This is a genomic window from Delftia sp., assembly GCF_059499305.1.
This window is the reverse complement of sequence record NZ_JCABYI010000022.1, coordinates 99,621-114,732: the sequence shown is the minus strand read 5'-3', so window position 1 is coordinate 114,732 and position 15,112 is coordinate 99,621. Positions and strand designations below refer to the sequence as shown.

Here is a 15,112-nt window from a genome sequence, read left to right as displayed (position 1 = left end):
CTTCGCCGCTTCCCCCTCTCGCTTCGCGGGGGGGACGACGCCCTCGCCGCGAGGCGGCTCTTGCTCGGCGTCCCTGGCTTTTGGTCGCGCCGGTTTTGCAGGCAGCGCCCGTTATCGGGCCCTGTTTGTGGCTGTGGCGCTGTGCTGGGGGGCGGGTTCTGCGCTTGCGCAGCAGGCTGTACCCGCTGTACCGGGCGGGGCGGCTGTGCCGGCCATCACTGCGGCGCCTGCTTCCGAGGTGGCTCCGGCGGCTGCGCCGCAGCAGCCGGTGGGGATGCAGGAGTATCTGCAGATGGTGGTGCGCAACCAGCCCCAGCTGGCTGCGCAGCGGCTGCAGATCGGGATTGCGCAGGCGGACAGCCGCACGGCGGCGGCGTTTCCCAATCCTTCGGCGTCGTACAGCAGCAAGCCGGGCGAGAAGCAGTGGGGCATAGAGCAGCCGCTGCCCATCTTCGGCCAGCGGCGTTTGCGCATGGAGAACGCGCGCAAGGGCGAGACGGCGGCGCGCGCCAATGTCGAGGTGGCCGTGGCCACCACGCTCAACGATGCAGCCACGGCCTTCATCGACCTGCTGATGACGCAGCAGCGCCTGAAGGTCTGGCAAGAGGCGCAGGAGGCCCTGAACAGCGCGGGCAATATCGTGCGCGGACAGATCGAGGCCGGTGCGCGCAGCCGCTATGACGGCGCGCGCCTGAGCCTGCAGCAGGCCCAGATGGCCATGCAGGTCAGCCAGGCCCAGTCGGACTGGCAGGATGCCGCCTCGCACGCCGCCGCCCTGGCCGCCCTGCCCCAGTGGGCACCGCGCGCCACGGGCAGCCTGCAGGCCGTTCCCGTGGCCCAGCTGCTGCACGAGCAGGAACTTTGGGAGGCCGCGCGCCTGCGCCTGCCGGCCCTGGTGGCCGCCCAGGCCGAGCTGGACCAGCTGCGCCACAAGGTCGAGCTGGAACGCCGCGAAGCCCTGCCCACGCCCAGCATCAGCGTGGCGCGGGTGCGCAACCGGTTGGACGGCAACTACAACCAGATCGGCGTGTCGGTGGAGCTGCCGCTGTTCGATCGCCGCGAAGGCCCCATCGCGCGTGCCCAGGTGGAGGCCGAGCAGGCCCAGCTGCGCTACGACGCCGCGCTGATCGAGGCGCGTACCGAGCTGCAGCGCGCCATCAGGCAGCTGAAGCTGCGCCGCGATGCCGTGCGCGCCTACGAAAAGCAGGGCCTGGCGCAGATCGCGCCGCTCAACCAGATGGCCCAGGACGCCTACAAGCTGGGCCAGGGCTCCATCCTGGAGCTGATCGATTCGCTGGGATCGATCAACGAGCACCGCCTGGAGCACCTGGACCTGGTCAAGGAAATGATGCTGGCCGAGTGGCAGGTGCGCGTGGCCAGCGGCGATCTGCCGATGTGGGCTGCGCCCTGACGGTTTCATGCGGCGCGGTGCTCTGGGATGCCGCGCGGCCCTGCCCCTAGCTGGAAAGAGGTGGTCAACATGCCGGCATCCCCACCGATCTCGGCGGAGTCTGGCGCGCCGTATAGTGTCTGCCTCAGTTTCGAGTCAGGCCCTGCCGCCCGCATGTACCGCTATCTCATCATCGAAGACGACGCGCTGAACGCGCGCTACATCGCCGAAGGCCTGCGCCAGCAGGGCGCGCAGGTGGCGGTGTGCAGCGATGGTGTGCAGGGCATCGCCATGGCCGTGGGCGAGAGCTGGGATGTGATCATCCTCGACCGCATGCTGCCCAACGGCTTCGACGGCCTGCAGATCCTGCAGACGCTGCGCTCCATGGGCAAGCAGACGCCGGTGCTGGTGCTCAGCGCCCTGTCGGCCACGGACGAGCGCGTGCGCGGCCTCAAGGCCGGCTGCGACGACTACCTGACCAAGCCCTTTGCCTTCTCCGAACTCTCGGCGCGCCTGGAGGCCCTGGTGCGCCGCGCCCAGATCCCGGCCCCCGCGCGCGAGATGCGCCTGGCCGACCTGCGGCTGAATCTGCTCACGCGCAGCGCCGAGCGCGCGGGCCAGCCGCTGGCCCTGCAGCCGCGCGAGTTCCGCCTGCTGGCCTTTCTGATGCAGCACGCGCACCAGATCGTCACGCGCACCATGCTGCTGGAGTCGGTGTGGGACTACCGGTTCGACCCGCAGACCAATGTCATCGACGTGCACATCAGCCGCCTGCGCGGCAAGGTGGACAAGGGCTTCGAGCCTGCGCTGATCCACACCGTGCGCGGCGTGGGCTACAGCCTGTCGGACCGGCCGCAGGACCTGCCGCAGGTGGCCTGATCCCATGTCGCTGGCCAAGCCCTGGAGCTCCACGGCCTTCCGGCTGGCGCTGACCTACGGCGTGCTGCTGGTGCTGACCATGTCCATCGTGCTGTCGGTGTTCTACGTGCAGACCGTGGGCGTGCTGCGCATGCGCATGGACCGGCAGGCCGAGAACCACATGCGCCGCCTGGTCGAGCACCGCGACAAGTACGGCGAGCCCGCGCTGGAGGCCGAGATCCAGCAGACCCTGCTGGACGGCGTCAACACCGATACCGAAATCCTCATCCTCATGGATGGCGACGGCAATCCCATCATCGGCAACGCCGACGTGGTGCCCGCACGCCGCCTGACGGAGATGGGCGTGCGCGATCTCAAGGTGCGGCGCAACGGCCGCATCATCGCGGGCCGCGTGGCCGTGGCCCAGCTGTCCGACGGCAAGCTGCTGGCCGTGGGCAGCGACATGCAGGTGCAAAGCGATGTGGAGGAGCTGTTCGGCCGCGCCAGCCTGCTGGCCGGCCTGGTGGCCCTGGGCATGGCCGTACTGGGCGCCGGGGCCTTCCGGCGCGTGGTGGAAGAGCGTGCCGCCGACATCCGCAGCACCATGGCGCGCGTGGCCACGGGCGACCTGCGCCAGCGCATCCCGGTCACGCGCCGCGACGATGAGTTCACGCTGCTCAACCGCGACATCAACACCATGCTGGACCGGCTGGAACTGCTGATGGACGGCATACGCCATGTCTCCAACACCATCGCCCACAACCTGCGCACGCCGCTGACGCGCATCCTGCTGCGCCTGCGCAATGCCCAGCAGGCCACGCCCGAGGAAAAGAACGAGACGCTGGCGCTGGTGGCCCAGGAAGTGGCCGAGCTGGGCGTGGTCTTCGACAAGCTGCTGCAGATTGCCGAAGTGGAAAGCGGCGCCAGCCGCAAGAACTTCGCGCCCGTGGACCTGCGCGCCCTGCTGGTCGACGTGGTGGAGTTCTACGAACCGCTGGTCGAGGACGCAGGCGGCGTGCTGCGGCTGCAGGTCGAAGGCACGCCCATGGCGCTGGGCGACGGCGACCTGCTGGCCAGCGCCGTGGCCAACCTCGTGGACAACGCCATCAAGTACGGATCACTGCCCGACAGCGACCACGGCGCCGACATGCTGCTGCGCGCGGGCGTGGCCCACGAACACGGCATGGACGGCGGCGCCTGGGGCGTGGAAATCATCGTGCAGGACCGCGGCCCTGGCGTGGACGCGCAGACGCGCGAGAAGATGAGCACCCGCTTTTACCGCGCCGAATCGGACCGCGAAGGCTACGGCCTGGGCCTGGCCAGCGTGCTGGCCATCGTGCAGCTGCATGGCGGCAAGCTGGGCTTCGAGAACATGCATCCGGGCCTGCAGGCGAGGATCTGGCTGCCCGGGTTGCCCACGGCCTGAAGCCGTTTCAGCGGTCCTTGTGACCGTAGGCGCAAAAGCCGGGCTTGGGGCCCTTCTTGGGGTGCAGGCGACAGGTTTCGGGCCGCTTGTCGTAGACCGTGCAGCGCCGCGACTTGGCATCCAGAAAATTGCAGTCCCCGCTGGCGCGCCGCGCCATGGTGAAGATGTTGTGCTTGGGGTTGTAGTGGTCGATCAGCCGCATCTTCATCAACCGCTTGGCGATGAGCTTGGGCTCCACGTTGTCCACCTCGAACGGATCCACCAGCTCCAGCCGCACCAGATCGGGCAGCTGCACCTCCAGCGGCATGGTGCAGCAGTTGGCCGCACAGCTGTCGCACATGCCGGGCTTGTATTTGCTCCAGGAGTCGAGGCGGTCGACGTCGACGATGCTGATGGGGGATCTCATGGTGGGCGATGGGCGTGTGCAGGGCCGCTATTTTTCGCCAGAAAGCCCGGCGGCGGTTGCCGCGCCGGCGTAGCCAAGCGACGGGGCGGGTCTTTGGGGGACGCCGCCCCTGCATCCATCCCCTGGCCCTCAGGCCGGCCGCTTCCTCAACAGGTATTTCTGAAACCCGTCCGACACCCGCTCGTCGCGCTGGTTCAGCACCTCGGTCGCCAGGGTCAGCACGCCCGTGGTGTTGCCGGGCTTGAGCTCGGACACCGTCAGCGTGCAGTACAGCGTGTCGCCCACATGGACGGGGGCCAGGAAGCGGCTGCCCTGCTCCAGAAAGCCCTTGAGCGATTCCTCGACCATGTGCGGGAACAGGCCGGCGCCTGCCGCCGTCTGTATGGCCACCTGGTAGCCGTGGGCCAGCATATGGGGCATGCCGCGCGCACGGCAGTACTCCACGTCGTAGTGCACGGGATGGTTGTCGCCGCTGGCCAGCTGGAAGGCGGCGAACAGGGCATCGGTCATGGTGCGCGAGGGCAGGGCGAAGACCTCGCCCAGCGCGAAGTCTTCAAAGTAGCGCTGGGCGCACAGGGATGGGTGGCGTGGCATGGCGACTCTCCTCAGTTCGCGCTCATGTGGGCGGCCCGGGCGACCTTGCCCCATTTGTCCAGCTCCTGCTTGAGGAAGGCGGCCAGCGCCTGGGGGCGCGGCTGCTTTTCCAGCACCAGGCCCATGTCGTAGGCCTTTTTCTGCAGCCCGGCATCGTCCACCGTGGCCTGCAGGCTGGACTGCAGGCGGGCAATCAGCGCTGGCGGCGTGCCTGCGGGGGCGAACACGGCGTTCCAGGTATAGGCCTCGTAGCCGGGCACCTGCTCGGCAATGGCAGGCGTGTCGGGCGTCTGCGGCAGGCGCTGGGCCATGGTGGTGGCCAGCAGGCGCACCGTGCCCGCCTTGACCTGGGCCAGGCCCGTGGGCGCGCTGTCCAGCATGAAGGCCAGGTGCCCGCCGATGAGGTCCTGTATGGCTGGCGCACTGCCCCGGTAGGGCACATGCTGGGCCCGGGTGCCCGCCATCAGGTTCAGCAGCTCTGCACCCAGGTGCGGTGCGCTGCCCACGCCCGCCGAGGCATAGCTGACCTGGCCGGGCCGCGCCCGCAGATAGGCCAGGAAATCCGGCAGGCTCTGCACGGGCAGCCGCTTGTCCACCACCAGCACCAGCGGCGCCCTGGCGAGCAGTCCCACAGGCGCGAAGTCTTCCTCCGTGCGGTAGCCCAGCTTGTCGTGGATATAGGGATTGACGGCATGCGCCACCGTGGTCAGCAGCAGGGTGTAGCCGTCAGGGGCTGCCTTGGCAACCGCCTCCGTGCCCACCAGGGTGCCGGCGCCCGTGCGGTTCTCGATCACCACGGGCGTGCCCAGCTTCTGGCTCCAGACATCGGCCATGGCGCGGCCGAAGGTGTCGGTGGGGCCGCCTGCCGCGTAGGGAATCACCAGCTTGATGGGGCGCGCCGGATAGTCCTGCGCTGCGGCCGCGCCGGCGGCCAGCAGCAAGGCGGTGATCAGGGTTTGGCGTCTTGCCGTCTTGAAGTCCATAATTTTCTCCGTTGTCTCCTGGCGCCGACTATAGAAATGCGCTGCCAATGCGGCCAGTCGAATCATTGATAGGGCGGTTAGAAACCGTCTAACACCAAGGAAATGCTCCCAGCGGGCATGCAACGGATGCGATATGAATTGACGGATCTCAGGGTTTTCCTTGCGATTGCCCAGGCCAAAAGCCTCAGCGCAGGCGCGGCTGAAATGCATTTGACGGCGCCATCGGCCAGCTACCGGCTCAAGAATCTGGAGCAGGCCATGGGCGCATCGCTGTTTGAAAGAACGTCCAAAGGCATGGTGCTGACCCCGGCGGGAATGACGGTCAAGAAATACGCCGATTCCATTTTCGGCAGCGTGGACCGCCTGCACGGAGAAATGCAAAGACACATCAACGGAATATCAGGCCATATCCGCGTATTTGCCAACAGCAGCACGCTGACGGGAATCGCGCCCGTGCTCAGCCGCTATCTGGCCCATTATCCGAACGTCAATGTGGACCTGGAGGAGCGCCTGAGCGAAGACACGGTGCGCGCCGTGCTCGACGGCAGTGCCGACGTGGGTCTGGTGGCCGGCCAGATCGATCTGCATGGCCTGCACGCCATCACCTATGGCCGCGATGAACTGGTGTTCGTGGTGCCCGCTGGCCACCCCTTGGCCGCCAGCAGCAGGGTGCCGCTGGAAACTGCGCTGACCTACGACCTGGTCTCGATCGGCCGCAAGACCAGCAACTTTCTCTACCTCCAAGGCATGGCATCCAGTCTGGGCATGAATCCCAGAGTACGTGTGCACGCACCAACATTCGAGGCCGTGCTGCAGTGCGTGCAGGAAGGCGTGGGCATTGCGCTGGTGCCGCGCTCCATTGCCCGGCCGGCGCTGCAGGCGCGCAGGCTGGCTGCCGTGGGCCTGGACGAGGCCTGGGCGCAGCGCGAGCAGAAGGTGGTCACGCGCGAACCCGAAACCTTGCCCGCCTATGCCCGCGATTTCGTGGCCTATGTGGCGGCCCAGCCTTTGCCCGAGGAAGGCGCCGTGCAGGAATCCCTGTCTTAGAAGATTTGAAATTCCGCTTAGAAAATGCCGACTGGCTGGGTGATGGTCGCACTTCTAGAATGCGGCGAATCGAATATTCGCCTCGTTCAAGAAAATGCAGACACGCCCATTGGATGGTTTGACGGTATTGGCCATGGAACACGCCGTGGCAGGGCCTTTTGCCAGCCGGCAGCTGGCGGACCTGGGCGCCAGGGTCATCAAGCTGGAGCGATTGCCCGATGGGGATTTTGCGCGGGGCTATGACGACAAGGTCCATGGTGAATCATCCTTTTTTGTCTGGGCCAATCGGGGAAAGCAAAGCCTGGCTGCAGATATCAAGACCGCCGAAGGGCAGAATATCGTCGGGAAAATACTGGAAAACGCCGATATCCTGATCCAGAACCTGGCCCCCGGTGCCATGCAGAGAATGGGCATGGATTTCGACAGCCTGCATGAGAAATATCCGCGTCTCATCGTCTGCGATATATCGGGCTATGGCGAAGGCGGACCGCTCAGCGACAAAAAGGCCTATGACCTGCTGATCCAGGCGGCAGCCGGCCTGATCTCGGTCACGGGCACGCCCGACCAGCCCGCGCGCGTGGGCATTTCCATCGCCGACATCGCGGCCGGCATGTATGCCTACTCGGGCATGCTGTCTGCCCTGCTGCAGCGCGCCCGCACCGGCCGGGGCCTGCGCGTGGAGGTATCCATGCTGGAGGCGCTGGCCGAATGGATGTCCTACCCGCTGAATTTCGCCCACTACGGCGGCGCGGCGCCTGCGCGCAGCGGGCTGACCCACCCTTCCATCGCGCCCTATGGCCAGTACACGGCCGGTGACGGCCAGAGCCTGATCTTCGGCCTGCAGAACGACCGCGAATGGCACAGCTTCTGCGCCCATGTGCTGCAGCAGCCCGCGCTGGCGCAGGACGCGCGCTTTGCCACCAACCTGCAGCGCGTGGCGCACCGCAAGGAACTCGACGCGGTGATCGCCTCCGTGCTGGCCCCCCTGAGCCGCGAACAGGCCATGCAGCGCCTGGATGCAGGCGGCATCGCCAACGCGCCGCTCAACGACATGCACGCGGTCTGGGACCATCCCCAGCTGCAGGCGCGTGAACGCTGGCGCGAGGTGGCCACGCCCACCGGCAGCATCCAGGCCCTGCTGCCCCCGGCCACGCTGTCGGATGCCGAAGCCGCCATGGGCGCCGTGCCCGCGCTGGGCGAGCATACGCAGGCGCTGTGGGAGGAGTTTGGCGGGCTGCACTGAGCCTGGGCGGCCCGCACTTCTTCTGCACGCATTGCACGCCCATCGTGTCGCCCTTGTCGTATTCCGTTGAGGTGCGAAATCTGCGGGTCTCGATGGCGATGAAGTTCTGAGGAATTCTTGAAACCGCAAAGCGCTCCCCCGGAGCGCTTTTTTTCGTCAGAGCCTGTCTGCAGGCATCTGCGGATACCGGTTTGAAGGCCTGGGAAAACCATGATTTTGGATGCATTTACTTTGAAGTTGATGCATGTCATATTTCATCCAAATTCATGGATTACCGCTCCCCACGCGGTTCATGCGAAGGGTTCCGAATGGCAGAACGCTCGTTTGTCGAAGAGGTCCGCAAGCTGCGCCTGGGCGCCGGTGAGGTGTTCCGTGGCGAGGGCATCCTGGCCGTGACCAAGGCGCTGCTGGAGTCGGGCGTGAACTATGTGGCGGGCTACCAGGGCGCGCCCATCTCGCACCTGATGGATGTGCTGGCCGATGCGCAGGACATCCTGGTCGAGCACGGCATACGCTTCGAGAACAGCGCCAGCGAGGCCACGGCGGCCGCCACGCTGGCCGCCTCGGTCAACTACCCGCTGCGCGGCGCCGTGACCTTCAAGGCCACGGTGGGCACGAACGTCGCTTCCGATGCGCTGGCCAACCTGGCCTCGGGCGGTGTGCAGGGTGGGGCGCTGGTCATCGTCGGCGAGGACTATGGCGAGGGCTCGTCCATCATGCAGGAGCGCAGCCACGCCTTTGCGATGAAGTCCCAGATCTGGTTGCTGGACCCGCGCCCCAATCTGCCCAGCATCGTGCAGGCGGTGAAGAATGGGTTCGATCTTTCCGAAGCCAGCCATACGCCCGTGATGCTGCAGCTGCGCATACGCGCCTGCCATGTGCATGGCCAGTTCATCGCCAGCGACAACCGCCGGCCTGCCCACACCATCGAGCAGGCCATGGCGCAGCCGCAGCGCGACGTGGGCCGCATCGTGCTGCCGCCCGCCAGCTTCGTGCACGAGCAGGAAAAACTCAGCCAGCGCTGGCCCGCCGCCGTGCGCTTCATCGAGGAGCGCGGGCTCAACGAATTCTTTGCCGAGGATGCGGACGACATCGGCATTGCCTGCCAGGGCGGCAGCTACAACGGCCTGATCCGTGCACTGCAGACGCTGGACCTGGCCGATGCCTACGGCAACACGCAGATCCCGCTGTACGTGATGAACGTGGCCTATCCGCTGGTGGACAGCGAGCTGCTGCGCTTTTGCGCGGGCAAGCGCGCCCTGCTGGTGGTGGAGGAAGGCCAGCCGAACTTCGTCGAGCAGAACGTGGCGGCTGTTCTGCGCCAGGCCGGATCGGCCACTGCGCTGCATGGCAAGAACGTGCTGCCCGCCTTCGGCGAGTACACCACGGCCGCCCTGCTCAAGGGGGTGCGCGCCTTTCTGCAGGCGCAGGGCCGGCTGGCGCCGCAGCCGGTGCCGCGCAGGATCATCCCGCTGGCCTCCGTGCCTTCCCTGCCCCCGGTCGAGGCCAGCGTGCAGGCGCGCCCGCCGGGATTTTGCACGGGTTGCCCTGAGCGGCCCATCTTCACCGCGATGAAGCTGGTCCAGCGCGAGCTGGGCGAGCACCATGTCAGTGCGGACATCGGCTGCCACCTGTTTTCCATCCTGCCGCCCTTCAACCTGGGCAACACCACCATGGGCTACGGGCTGGGCGCAGCGGGGGCCGCGGCCTTCCATCCCGCGCAGCCGCGCGAGGGCGTCAAGCGCGTGGTGTCGGTCATGGGCGACGGCGGCTTCTGGCACAACGGCCTGACCAGCGGCATCGCCAACGCGGTGTTCAACAAGAGCGACAACCTGACCATCGTCGTCGACAACAGCTACACCTCGGCCACGGGAGGGCAGGACATTCTTTCCTCCAAGGCCTCCAACCCCACGCGCAGCACCAACCACGCCATCGAAAAGGCGGTGCGCGGCGTGGGCGTGCAATGGGTCAGGACCGTGCGCCGCACCTACGACCTCAAGGCCGTGGTGGGTACGCTGCGCGAGGCGCTGACCACCACGGCCCAGGGCCCCAAGGTGCTGATCGCGCAAAGCGAGTGCATGCTGAACCTGCAGCGCCGCGAAAAGCCCAGGGTCCGCCAGGCCATCGCCAGCGGCCAGCGCGTGGTGCGCGAGCGTTTCGGCGTGGACCCGGACACCTGCACGGGCGATCACTCCTGCATCCGCCTGTCGGGTTGCCCCTCGCTGTCGATCAAGCCCAACCCCGACCCGCTGCGCACCGACCCGGTGGCCACCGTGCTCGACAGTTGCGTGGGCTGCGGCCTGTGCGGCGAGGTGGCGCACGCGGCCGTGCTGTGCCCTTCCTTCTACCGTGCGCAGATCGTCAGCAATCCCACGCGCTGGGACCGCCTGCGCCAGCGTCTGCGCAGCGCCGTGATCGGCTGGCTGCAGGCGCGGGACCAGCAGCGGCGTGCGCGCTACGCGTTCTGAGGGCCTGGCATGGCAAGTCCCCAACCCATCAAGATCGCCATTCTCGCCATGGGGGGGGAAGGTGGCGGCGTGCTGGCCGACTGGCTGGTGGATCTCGGCGAGGCCAATGGCTTCATTGCCCAGAGCACCTCGGTGCCCGGCGTGGCACAGCGCACCGGCGCCACCATCTACTACGTCGAGCTGTTTGCGCTGGAGCGGGCGCAGCACGACGGTGGCCAACCCGTGCTGGCACTGATGCCGTTGCCCGGCGACGTGGACGTGGTGCTGGCCTCCGAACTCATGGAGGCGGGCCGGGCCGTGCAGCGCGGCCTGGTCACGCACGAGCGCACCACCCTGGTGACGTCCACGCACCGTGTCTATTCCATCGCGGAAAAATCTGCCATGGGCGATGGCCGCGTGGACAGCGCCGCCCTGCTGTCCCATGCACGCCAGGCGGCCCGGCGCTTCGTGGGCATGGACATGGCCCAGGTGGCCGAACAGGCCGGCAGCGTGGTCAGCGCGGCGCTGTTCGGTGCCTTGGCGGCGACCGGCGTACTGCCCTGGAGCCGGGCGCAGTTCGAGGCCACCATCGAGCGCGGCGGCGTGGGCGTGCAGTCCAGCCTGAAGGCCTTTGGTGCGGCCTATGAGCATGTGGCTGAGCCTGCGCCACGAACGCAAGCGCAGACGGCTGACCCCGTCCAGCCTCCGGCCGCGCGCGAGCCAGCCGTAGCAGCCCTGCTGGCGCGCGTGGCGGCATTCCCCGGCGACGCACAGCCGCTCATCACCGAAGGCATACGCCGTCTGATCGACTACCAGGATCCGGCCTACGCCGCGCTCTACCTCGATCGTCTGGCCGAGGTACAGGCCCTGCCAAGCGATGGCACGGGGGCCTTGCTGCGCGACGCTGCGCGCCACCTCGCGCTGTGGATGGCCTACGAAGACACGGTGCGCGTGGCCGACCTCAAGACGCGCGGCAGCCGCTTCGCACGGGTCGAGGCCGAAGTGCGGCTGCAGGCCGGCCAGCAGATCGCAATCCAGGAGTTCATGCACCCGCGCATCGAAGAAATCTGCGACACCCTGCCCGCAGGCCTGGGCCGCTGGCTGGCCAGGCCGCATGCGGTGCACCGGCTGGTGGCGCGCTTCACGCGCCAGGGGCGCACGGTCTCCACCAGTTCGCTGCGCGGCTTTTTGCTGCTGTGGGGCCTGGCGCGGCTGCGCGGCCTGCGGCGCGGCTCTCTGCGCTTCCAGCACGAGAACGCGCGCATCGAGCAATGGCTGGCGCAGATCGCCGAGACGGCCGCTTTCAACCCGGCCCTGGCGTCCGAGGTGGTCCGCTGTCAGCGCCTGGTCAAGGGCTATGGCGACACCCATGCGCGGGGCCTGGCGAACTACCAGCTGCTGATGCAGGCCGTGCGCCGCGCCGGGTCTGCGCTGGCGCCTGCCACGTTGTGTGCGCTGCGCGAGGCGGCTCTCGCGGACGAGCATGGCCACGCGCTGCGGGCCGCACTGCAAGGCCAGGCACTGGCCTGATTTCAAGCAACAAGCATGAAGGAGGGAACGTCATGAAAATCACCATCCTGGGCGGCGGCCACGGCTGCTATGCGGCAGCGGCCGATTTGTCCGAAGCGGGCCATGAAGTCCGGCTGTGGCGGCGCGATGCGGCGGCGCTCGAACCGCTTGCGGCGGCGGGCTCCATCATCCTCAAGGATGCCAAGGGCAGCCGAGAAGTGCCGCTTGCCATGGCGACACCCGACATCGGCCAGGCCTTGAGCGGAACACAGCTGGTCGTGATCCCCAGCCCGGCGATCGCCCAGGCCGACATCGCCACCGCGATGGCTCCGCATCTGGCCGATGGGCAGGTTGTCTTCCTGCCGCCAGGCACCTTCGGCAGCTATGTGATGGCACGGCTGGTGCGTGCTGCCGGCAGCCGGGCCGACGTCGCCTGGGCCGAAACCGGAACGCTGCCCTATCTGGCGCGCAAGCATGGGGAGCGCGAAGTCAACGTCACGGTGCGTGCACTGCGCCTGCCCACCGGCGTGTACCCGGCACGCAAGGCAACCGAAGCCATCGCCGTGATCCGCGCCGCCTATCCGAGCGTGCATGCCTGTGGCGATGCGCTTTCGGGTGCAATGATGAATGCAGGTCCGGTCATCCATCCGCCATTGATGGTGATGAACGCCGCGCCGCTGCAGCACTTCGAGCGCTGGGACATCCACAACGAAGGCACGCAGGCGGCAGTGCGCGCCGTGACCGACCGTCTCGACCGCGAACGCATGGCTGTGCGCGAGGCGCTGGGCTATGGCGCGCCCCACTATCCGCTGGCCGACCACTACGACAACGACCAATGGATGTATGGCGACGCGCACAAGCAGCTCGTCAAGTCCGGTGACTGGCGAGAGCACATCGACCTGCACCGGCATCGCTACATCACCGAAGACACCGAGCTGGGCTTGGCCTTTCTTGCCTCGGCCGCGCGCTGGGCGCAGGTGGATGCGCCTGTTGCGCACGGCCTGCTCGCCATCGTGGGTGGCTTTCTCGGGCGCGACCTGCGCCACGGCCCGCGCACCTTCGAGGCTCTGGGTCTTGCCGGTCTTGACCGCGCCGCATTGCAGCAGCGCCTGCACGACGGGGAGCGGCCATGACAGCGCATCTGACCGAGCCCATGCCGGCACCTGTCGCAGCCGTGGGCGCCGGCCGCATGGGACGCGGCATCGCCATCGCCTTCGCCTATGCGGGCCACCGCGTCGCGCTGATCGACCTCAAGCCGCGTGCAGCGCAGGCCGCCGAGCGCCTGCGCGACGAGGCTTTCCAGGAAATCCGCGCCAGCCTGCAGGCGCTGACCCGGCTGGGCGCGCTGCAGGCCGCGCAGGCCCAGGCCATCGAAGCGCGGATCGAATTTTTCGCGGCAGATGCCGCGAGCAGGGCTTTGGCGGGCGCGGGCCTGGTGCTCGAAGGTGTCCCGGAAACGCTGGAGGCCAAACGCGAGGCCTTTGAACAGCTCAACCGCCATTGCCATGAAGAAGCCATCCTGGCCTCCACGACAAGCAGCATTCTCGTCACGCAGATCGCCGGCTTCGTGCACCGGCCTGAACGGTTTCTGAACATGCACTGGCTCAACCCGGCCTACCTGATCCCGGTGGTCGAGCTGAGCGCGCACGCAGGCACCGACCCGGACGTCGTGCGCCGCGCGACGGCGATGCTCGAATCGATAGGCAAGGTGCCGGTGCTGTGCGCGCAGGCACCGGGCTACATCGTGCCGAGGCTGCAGGCACTGGTGATGAACGAGGCGGCCCGCATGATCGAGGAGGGCATCGCCACCGCCGAGGAAATCGACAAGGCCACGCGCCACGGGCTGGGCCTGCGCTTCGCGGCGATGGGCGTCGTGGAGTTCATCGACTTCGGCGGCTGCGACATCCTGCACCACGCGAGCCGCGAGATGTCTGCCTCGATCGATGCACAGCGCTATGCGGCCCCCGCCATCCTTGGCCGCATGGTCGAGCAGGGCCTGCTGGGCCTGAAGTCGGGCAGCGGCTTCTATGACTACGCGGGACAGGACCTTGCCGCCTGCCGCGAGGACGTGCTGGCGCGCACGCTCGCCCAGCTGCGCAACGCCGGCCTCTGGCGGCCGGCGGCCGACCTGACCCTTGCCTCACCGGGAGCCCTTCCATGAGTCATGCCCGCACCACCTCATTTCACGAGTCATCCCGCGAGAAATGCCTGCCAGCCCCACGGAGGCGCCGCCGCCTGCTGCTGCGCGGCTGCCGGCAGGCCCTGGCCGTGCTGCTGTGCGCAGTCGGCGCAGTGACCGCCGCGCACGCCTGGCCGACGAAGCCGCTGCGCCTGGTCGTCTCGTTCTCGCCTGGTGGCCTGGCCGATGTGATGGTACGGTTGCTGCAACCGCAACTGGCCGAAGCCCTGGGCCAGCCTGTGCTGATCGACAACCGCAGTGGCGCCTCGGGCAACCTGGCTGCGGACCTGGTGGTCAAAGGCGGTGACGGGCACAGCTTTCTTGTCACCACCTCCACCGTCGAGTCGGTCAATCCCTACATGTTCTCCAGCATGTCGTTCGATCCGGGCAAGGATCTGGTGCATGTGGCGCTGCTTGCCAACAGCCGTCTGTTTCTCGTCACGCGGCCCGACCTGCCGCCGCGCGATCTGAAGGCTTTCGTCCAACACGCACGCGCCCATCCCGGCAAGCTCAGCTACGGTTCTCCGGGCACAGGCAGCACGCCGCACCTGGCCGCAGAAATCTTCAAGCAGGCTGCCGGCATCGTCGCCACCCACGCCCCTTACCGTGGAGCGCAGCCGGTGCTGCAGGACCTGTTGTCGGGCCAGATCGACTATGCCTTCGTGCCCGGCACGGCGCTGACCTGGGTGCGCGGCGGCAAGCTCAGGCTGCTGGCGGTCGTGGGGCCGGCGCGCGTGCCCGAGGCACCCGACACGCCGACTTTTGCCGAACAAGGCCTGGGCGACGTGGCCGTCGACACGCTGTTCGGCGTCTACGGCCCTGCCGGCACGCCGCCCCAGGTGGTGGACCGGCTCAACGGCGAGATCAACAAGCTGCTCGCGCAGCCGTCCATCAAGCTGCGGTTCGCCGAGCTGGGCGCCGAGCCCCTGCCGGCCAGCCCGGCCGCGTTCAAGTCCGCCGTACAGGCCGAGGCCCTGCGATTTGCCGCCGTGGTGAAGGCCGCAAACATCAAGGCGGACTGATGGAGTAC

At 67.7% G+C, this 15,112-nt stretch carries 13 protein-coding genes; 10 read left to right on the top strand and 3 right to left on the bottom strand.

What is annotated here, in order from left to right:
* Window positions 1-274: 274 nt before the first annotated feature.
* The 3 genes from AC5I49_RS13120 (at window position 275) to AC5I49_RS13110 (ending at window position 3,674) form a co-directional block, all read left to right on the top strand.
* Window positions 275-1,411: a TolC family protein gene (locus AC5I49_RS13120; protein ID WP_223275166.1), complete on the top strand. Its 1,137-nt coding sequence runs from the start codon at window positions 275-277 to the stop codon at window positions 1,409-1,411.
* A 153-nt stretch (window positions 1,412-1,564) separates the two neighbouring features.
* Window positions 1,565-2,269, top strand: coding sequence for a response regulator transcription factor (locus AC5I49_RS13115; protein ID WP_017407046.1), 705 nt, complete (start codon window positions 1,565-1,567; stop codon window positions 2,267-2,269).
* Window positions 2,270-2,273: 4 nt separating this feature from the next.
* Complete coding sequence (locus AC5I49_RS13110; protein WP_046239392.1) at window positions 2,274-3,674, top strand: sensor histidine kinase; 1,401 nt, start codon at window positions 2,274-2,276, stop codon at window positions 3,672-3,674.
* Window positions 3,675-3,681: 7 nt separating this feature from the next.
* On the opposite strand, the gene AC5I49_RS13105 is transcribed toward AC5I49_RS13110, so the two are convergent.
* The 3 genes from AC5I49_RS13105 to AC5I49_RS13095 form a co-directional block, all read right to left on the bottom strand.
* Window positions 3,682-4,080, bottom strand: a complete 399-nt coding sequence (locus AC5I49_RS13105; protein WP_013799932.1) for a YkgJ family cysteine cluster protein — start codon at window positions 4,078-4,080, stop codon at window positions 3,682-3,684.
* A gap of 129 nt (window positions 4,081-4,209) precedes the next feature.
* Window positions 4,210-4,674 carry a MaoC family dehydratase gene (locus AC5I49_RS13100; RefSeq protein WP_016447265.1) on the bottom strand — a complete coding sequence of 155 codons (465 nt, stop codon included), beginning with the start codon at window positions 4,672-4,674 and terminating at the stop codon, window positions 4,210-4,212.
* Window positions 4,675-4,685: 11 nt separating this feature from the next.
* A complete protein-coding gene (locus AC5I49_RS13095) occupies window positions 4,686-5,657 on the bottom strand; it encodes a tripartite tricarboxylate transporter substrate binding protein (RefSeq protein ID WP_016447264.1) in 972 nt (323 codons plus the stop codon).
* Between the two features lie 126 nt (window positions 5,658-5,783).
* On the opposite strand from AC5I49_RS13095, the gene AC5I49_RS13090 reads away from it, so the two are divergent.
* The 7 genes from AC5I49_RS13090 (at window position 5,784) to AC5I49_RS13060 (ending at window position 15,104) form a co-directional block, all read left to right on the top strand.
* Window positions 5,784-6,704, top strand: coding sequence for a LysR family transcriptional regulator (locus tag AC5I49_RS13090; RefSeq protein ID WP_495789527.1), 921 nt, complete (start codon window positions 5,784-5,786; stop codon window positions 6,702-6,704).
* Window positions 6,705-6,798: 94 nt separating this feature from the next.
* Window positions 6,799-7,947 carry a CaiB/BaiF CoA transferase family protein gene (locus AC5I49_RS13085; protein WP_495789481.1) on the top strand — a complete coding sequence of 383 codons (1,149 nt, stop codon included), beginning with the start codon at window positions 6,799-6,801 and terminating at the stop codon, window positions 7,945-7,947.
* Between the two features lie 308 nt (window positions 7,948-8,255).
* Window positions 8,256-10,415 (top strand): thiamine pyrophosphate-dependent enzyme, encoded by a 2,160-nt coding sequence (locus AC5I49_RS13080; RefSeq protein WP_495789480.1) that lies wholly within the window; start codon window positions 8,256-8,258, stop codon window positions 10,413-10,415.
* 9 nt (window positions 10,416-10,424) lie between these two features.
* Entirely contained in the window at window positions 10,425-11,924 is a 1,500-nt protein-coding gene (locus AC5I49_RS13075; protein WP_192368536.1) for an indolepyruvate oxidoreductase subunit beta family protein, read from the top strand.
* Window positions 11,925-11,956: 32 nt separating this feature from the next.
* Window positions 11,957-13,036, top strand: coding sequence for an NAD/NADP octopine/nopaline dehydrogenase family protein (locus tag AC5I49_RS13070; RefSeq protein ID WP_495789479.1), 1,080 nt, complete (start codon window positions 11,957-11,959; stop codon window positions 13,034-13,036).
* Window positions 13,033-14,064 carry a 3-hydroxybutyryl-CoA dehydrogenase gene (locus AC5I49_RS13065; RefSeq protein WP_495789478.1) on the top strand — a complete coding sequence of 344 codons (1,032 nt, stop codon included), beginning with the start codon at window positions 13,033-13,035 and terminating at the stop codon, window positions 14,062-14,064. Before AC5I49_RS13070 ends, AC5I49_RS13065 begins: the two co-directional genes overlap by 4 nt.
* Entirely contained in the window at window positions 14,061-15,104 is a 1,044-nt protein-coding gene (locus AC5I49_RS13060) for a Bug family tripartite tricarboxylate transporter substrate binding protein (protein ID WP_495789477.1), read from the top strand. Before AC5I49_RS13065 ends, AC5I49_RS13060 begins: the two co-directional genes overlap by 4 nt.
* Window positions 15,105-15,112: the final 8 nt, after the last annotated feature.

Coding starts and splice junctions, on each gene's coding strand:
- AC5I49_RS13080 (WP_495789480.1), top strand. CDS start 8,256: ATGGCAGAACGCTCGTTTGTCGAAGAGGTCCGCAAGCTGCGCCTGGGC.
- AC5I49_RS13090 (WP_495789527.1), top strand. CDS start 5,784: ATGCGATATGAATTGACGGATCTCAGGGTTTTCCTTGCGATTGCCCAG.
- AC5I49_RS13105 (WP_013799932.1), bottom strand. CDS start 4,080: ATGAGATCCCCCATCAGCATCGTCGACGTCGACCGCCTCGACTCCTGG.
- AC5I49_RS13075 (WP_192368536.1), top strand. CDS start 10,425: ATGGCAAGTCCCCAACCCATCAAGATCGCCATTCTCGCCATGGGGGGG.
- AC5I49_RS13095 (WP_016447264.1), bottom strand. CDS start 5,657: ATGGACTTCAAGACGGCAAGACGCCAAACCCTGATCACCGCCTTGCTG.
- AC5I49_RS13065 (WP_495789478.1), top strand. CDS start 13,033: ATGACAGCGCATCTGACCGAGCCCATGCCGGCACCTGTCGCAGCCGTG.
- AC5I49_RS13115 (WP_017407046.1), top strand. CDS start 1,565: ATGTACCGCTATCTCATCATCGAAGACGACGCGCTGAACGCGCGCTAC.
- AC5I49_RS13060 (WP_495789477.1), top strand. CDS start 14,061: ATGAGTCATGCCCGCACCACCTCATTTCACGAGTCATCCCGCGAGAAA.
- AC5I49_RS13070 (WP_495789479.1), top strand. CDS start 11,957: ATGAAAATCACCATCCTGGGCGGCGGCCACGGCTGCTATGCGGCAGCG.
- AC5I49_RS13120 (WP_223275166.1), top strand. CDS start 275: ATGCAGGAGTATCTGCAGATGGTGGTGCGCAACCAGCCCCAGCTGGCT.
- AC5I49_RS13110 (WP_046239392.1), top strand. CDS start 2,274: ATGTCGCTGGCCAAGCCCTGGAGCTCCACGGCCTTCCGGCTGGCGCTG.
- AC5I49_RS13085 (WP_495789481.1), top strand. CDS start 6,799: ATGCAGACACGCCCATTGGATGGTTTGACGGTATTGGCCATGGAACAC.
- AC5I49_RS13100 (WP_016447265.1), bottom strand. CDS start 4,674: ATGCCACGCCACCCATCCCTGTGCGCCCAGCGCTACTTTGAAGACTTC.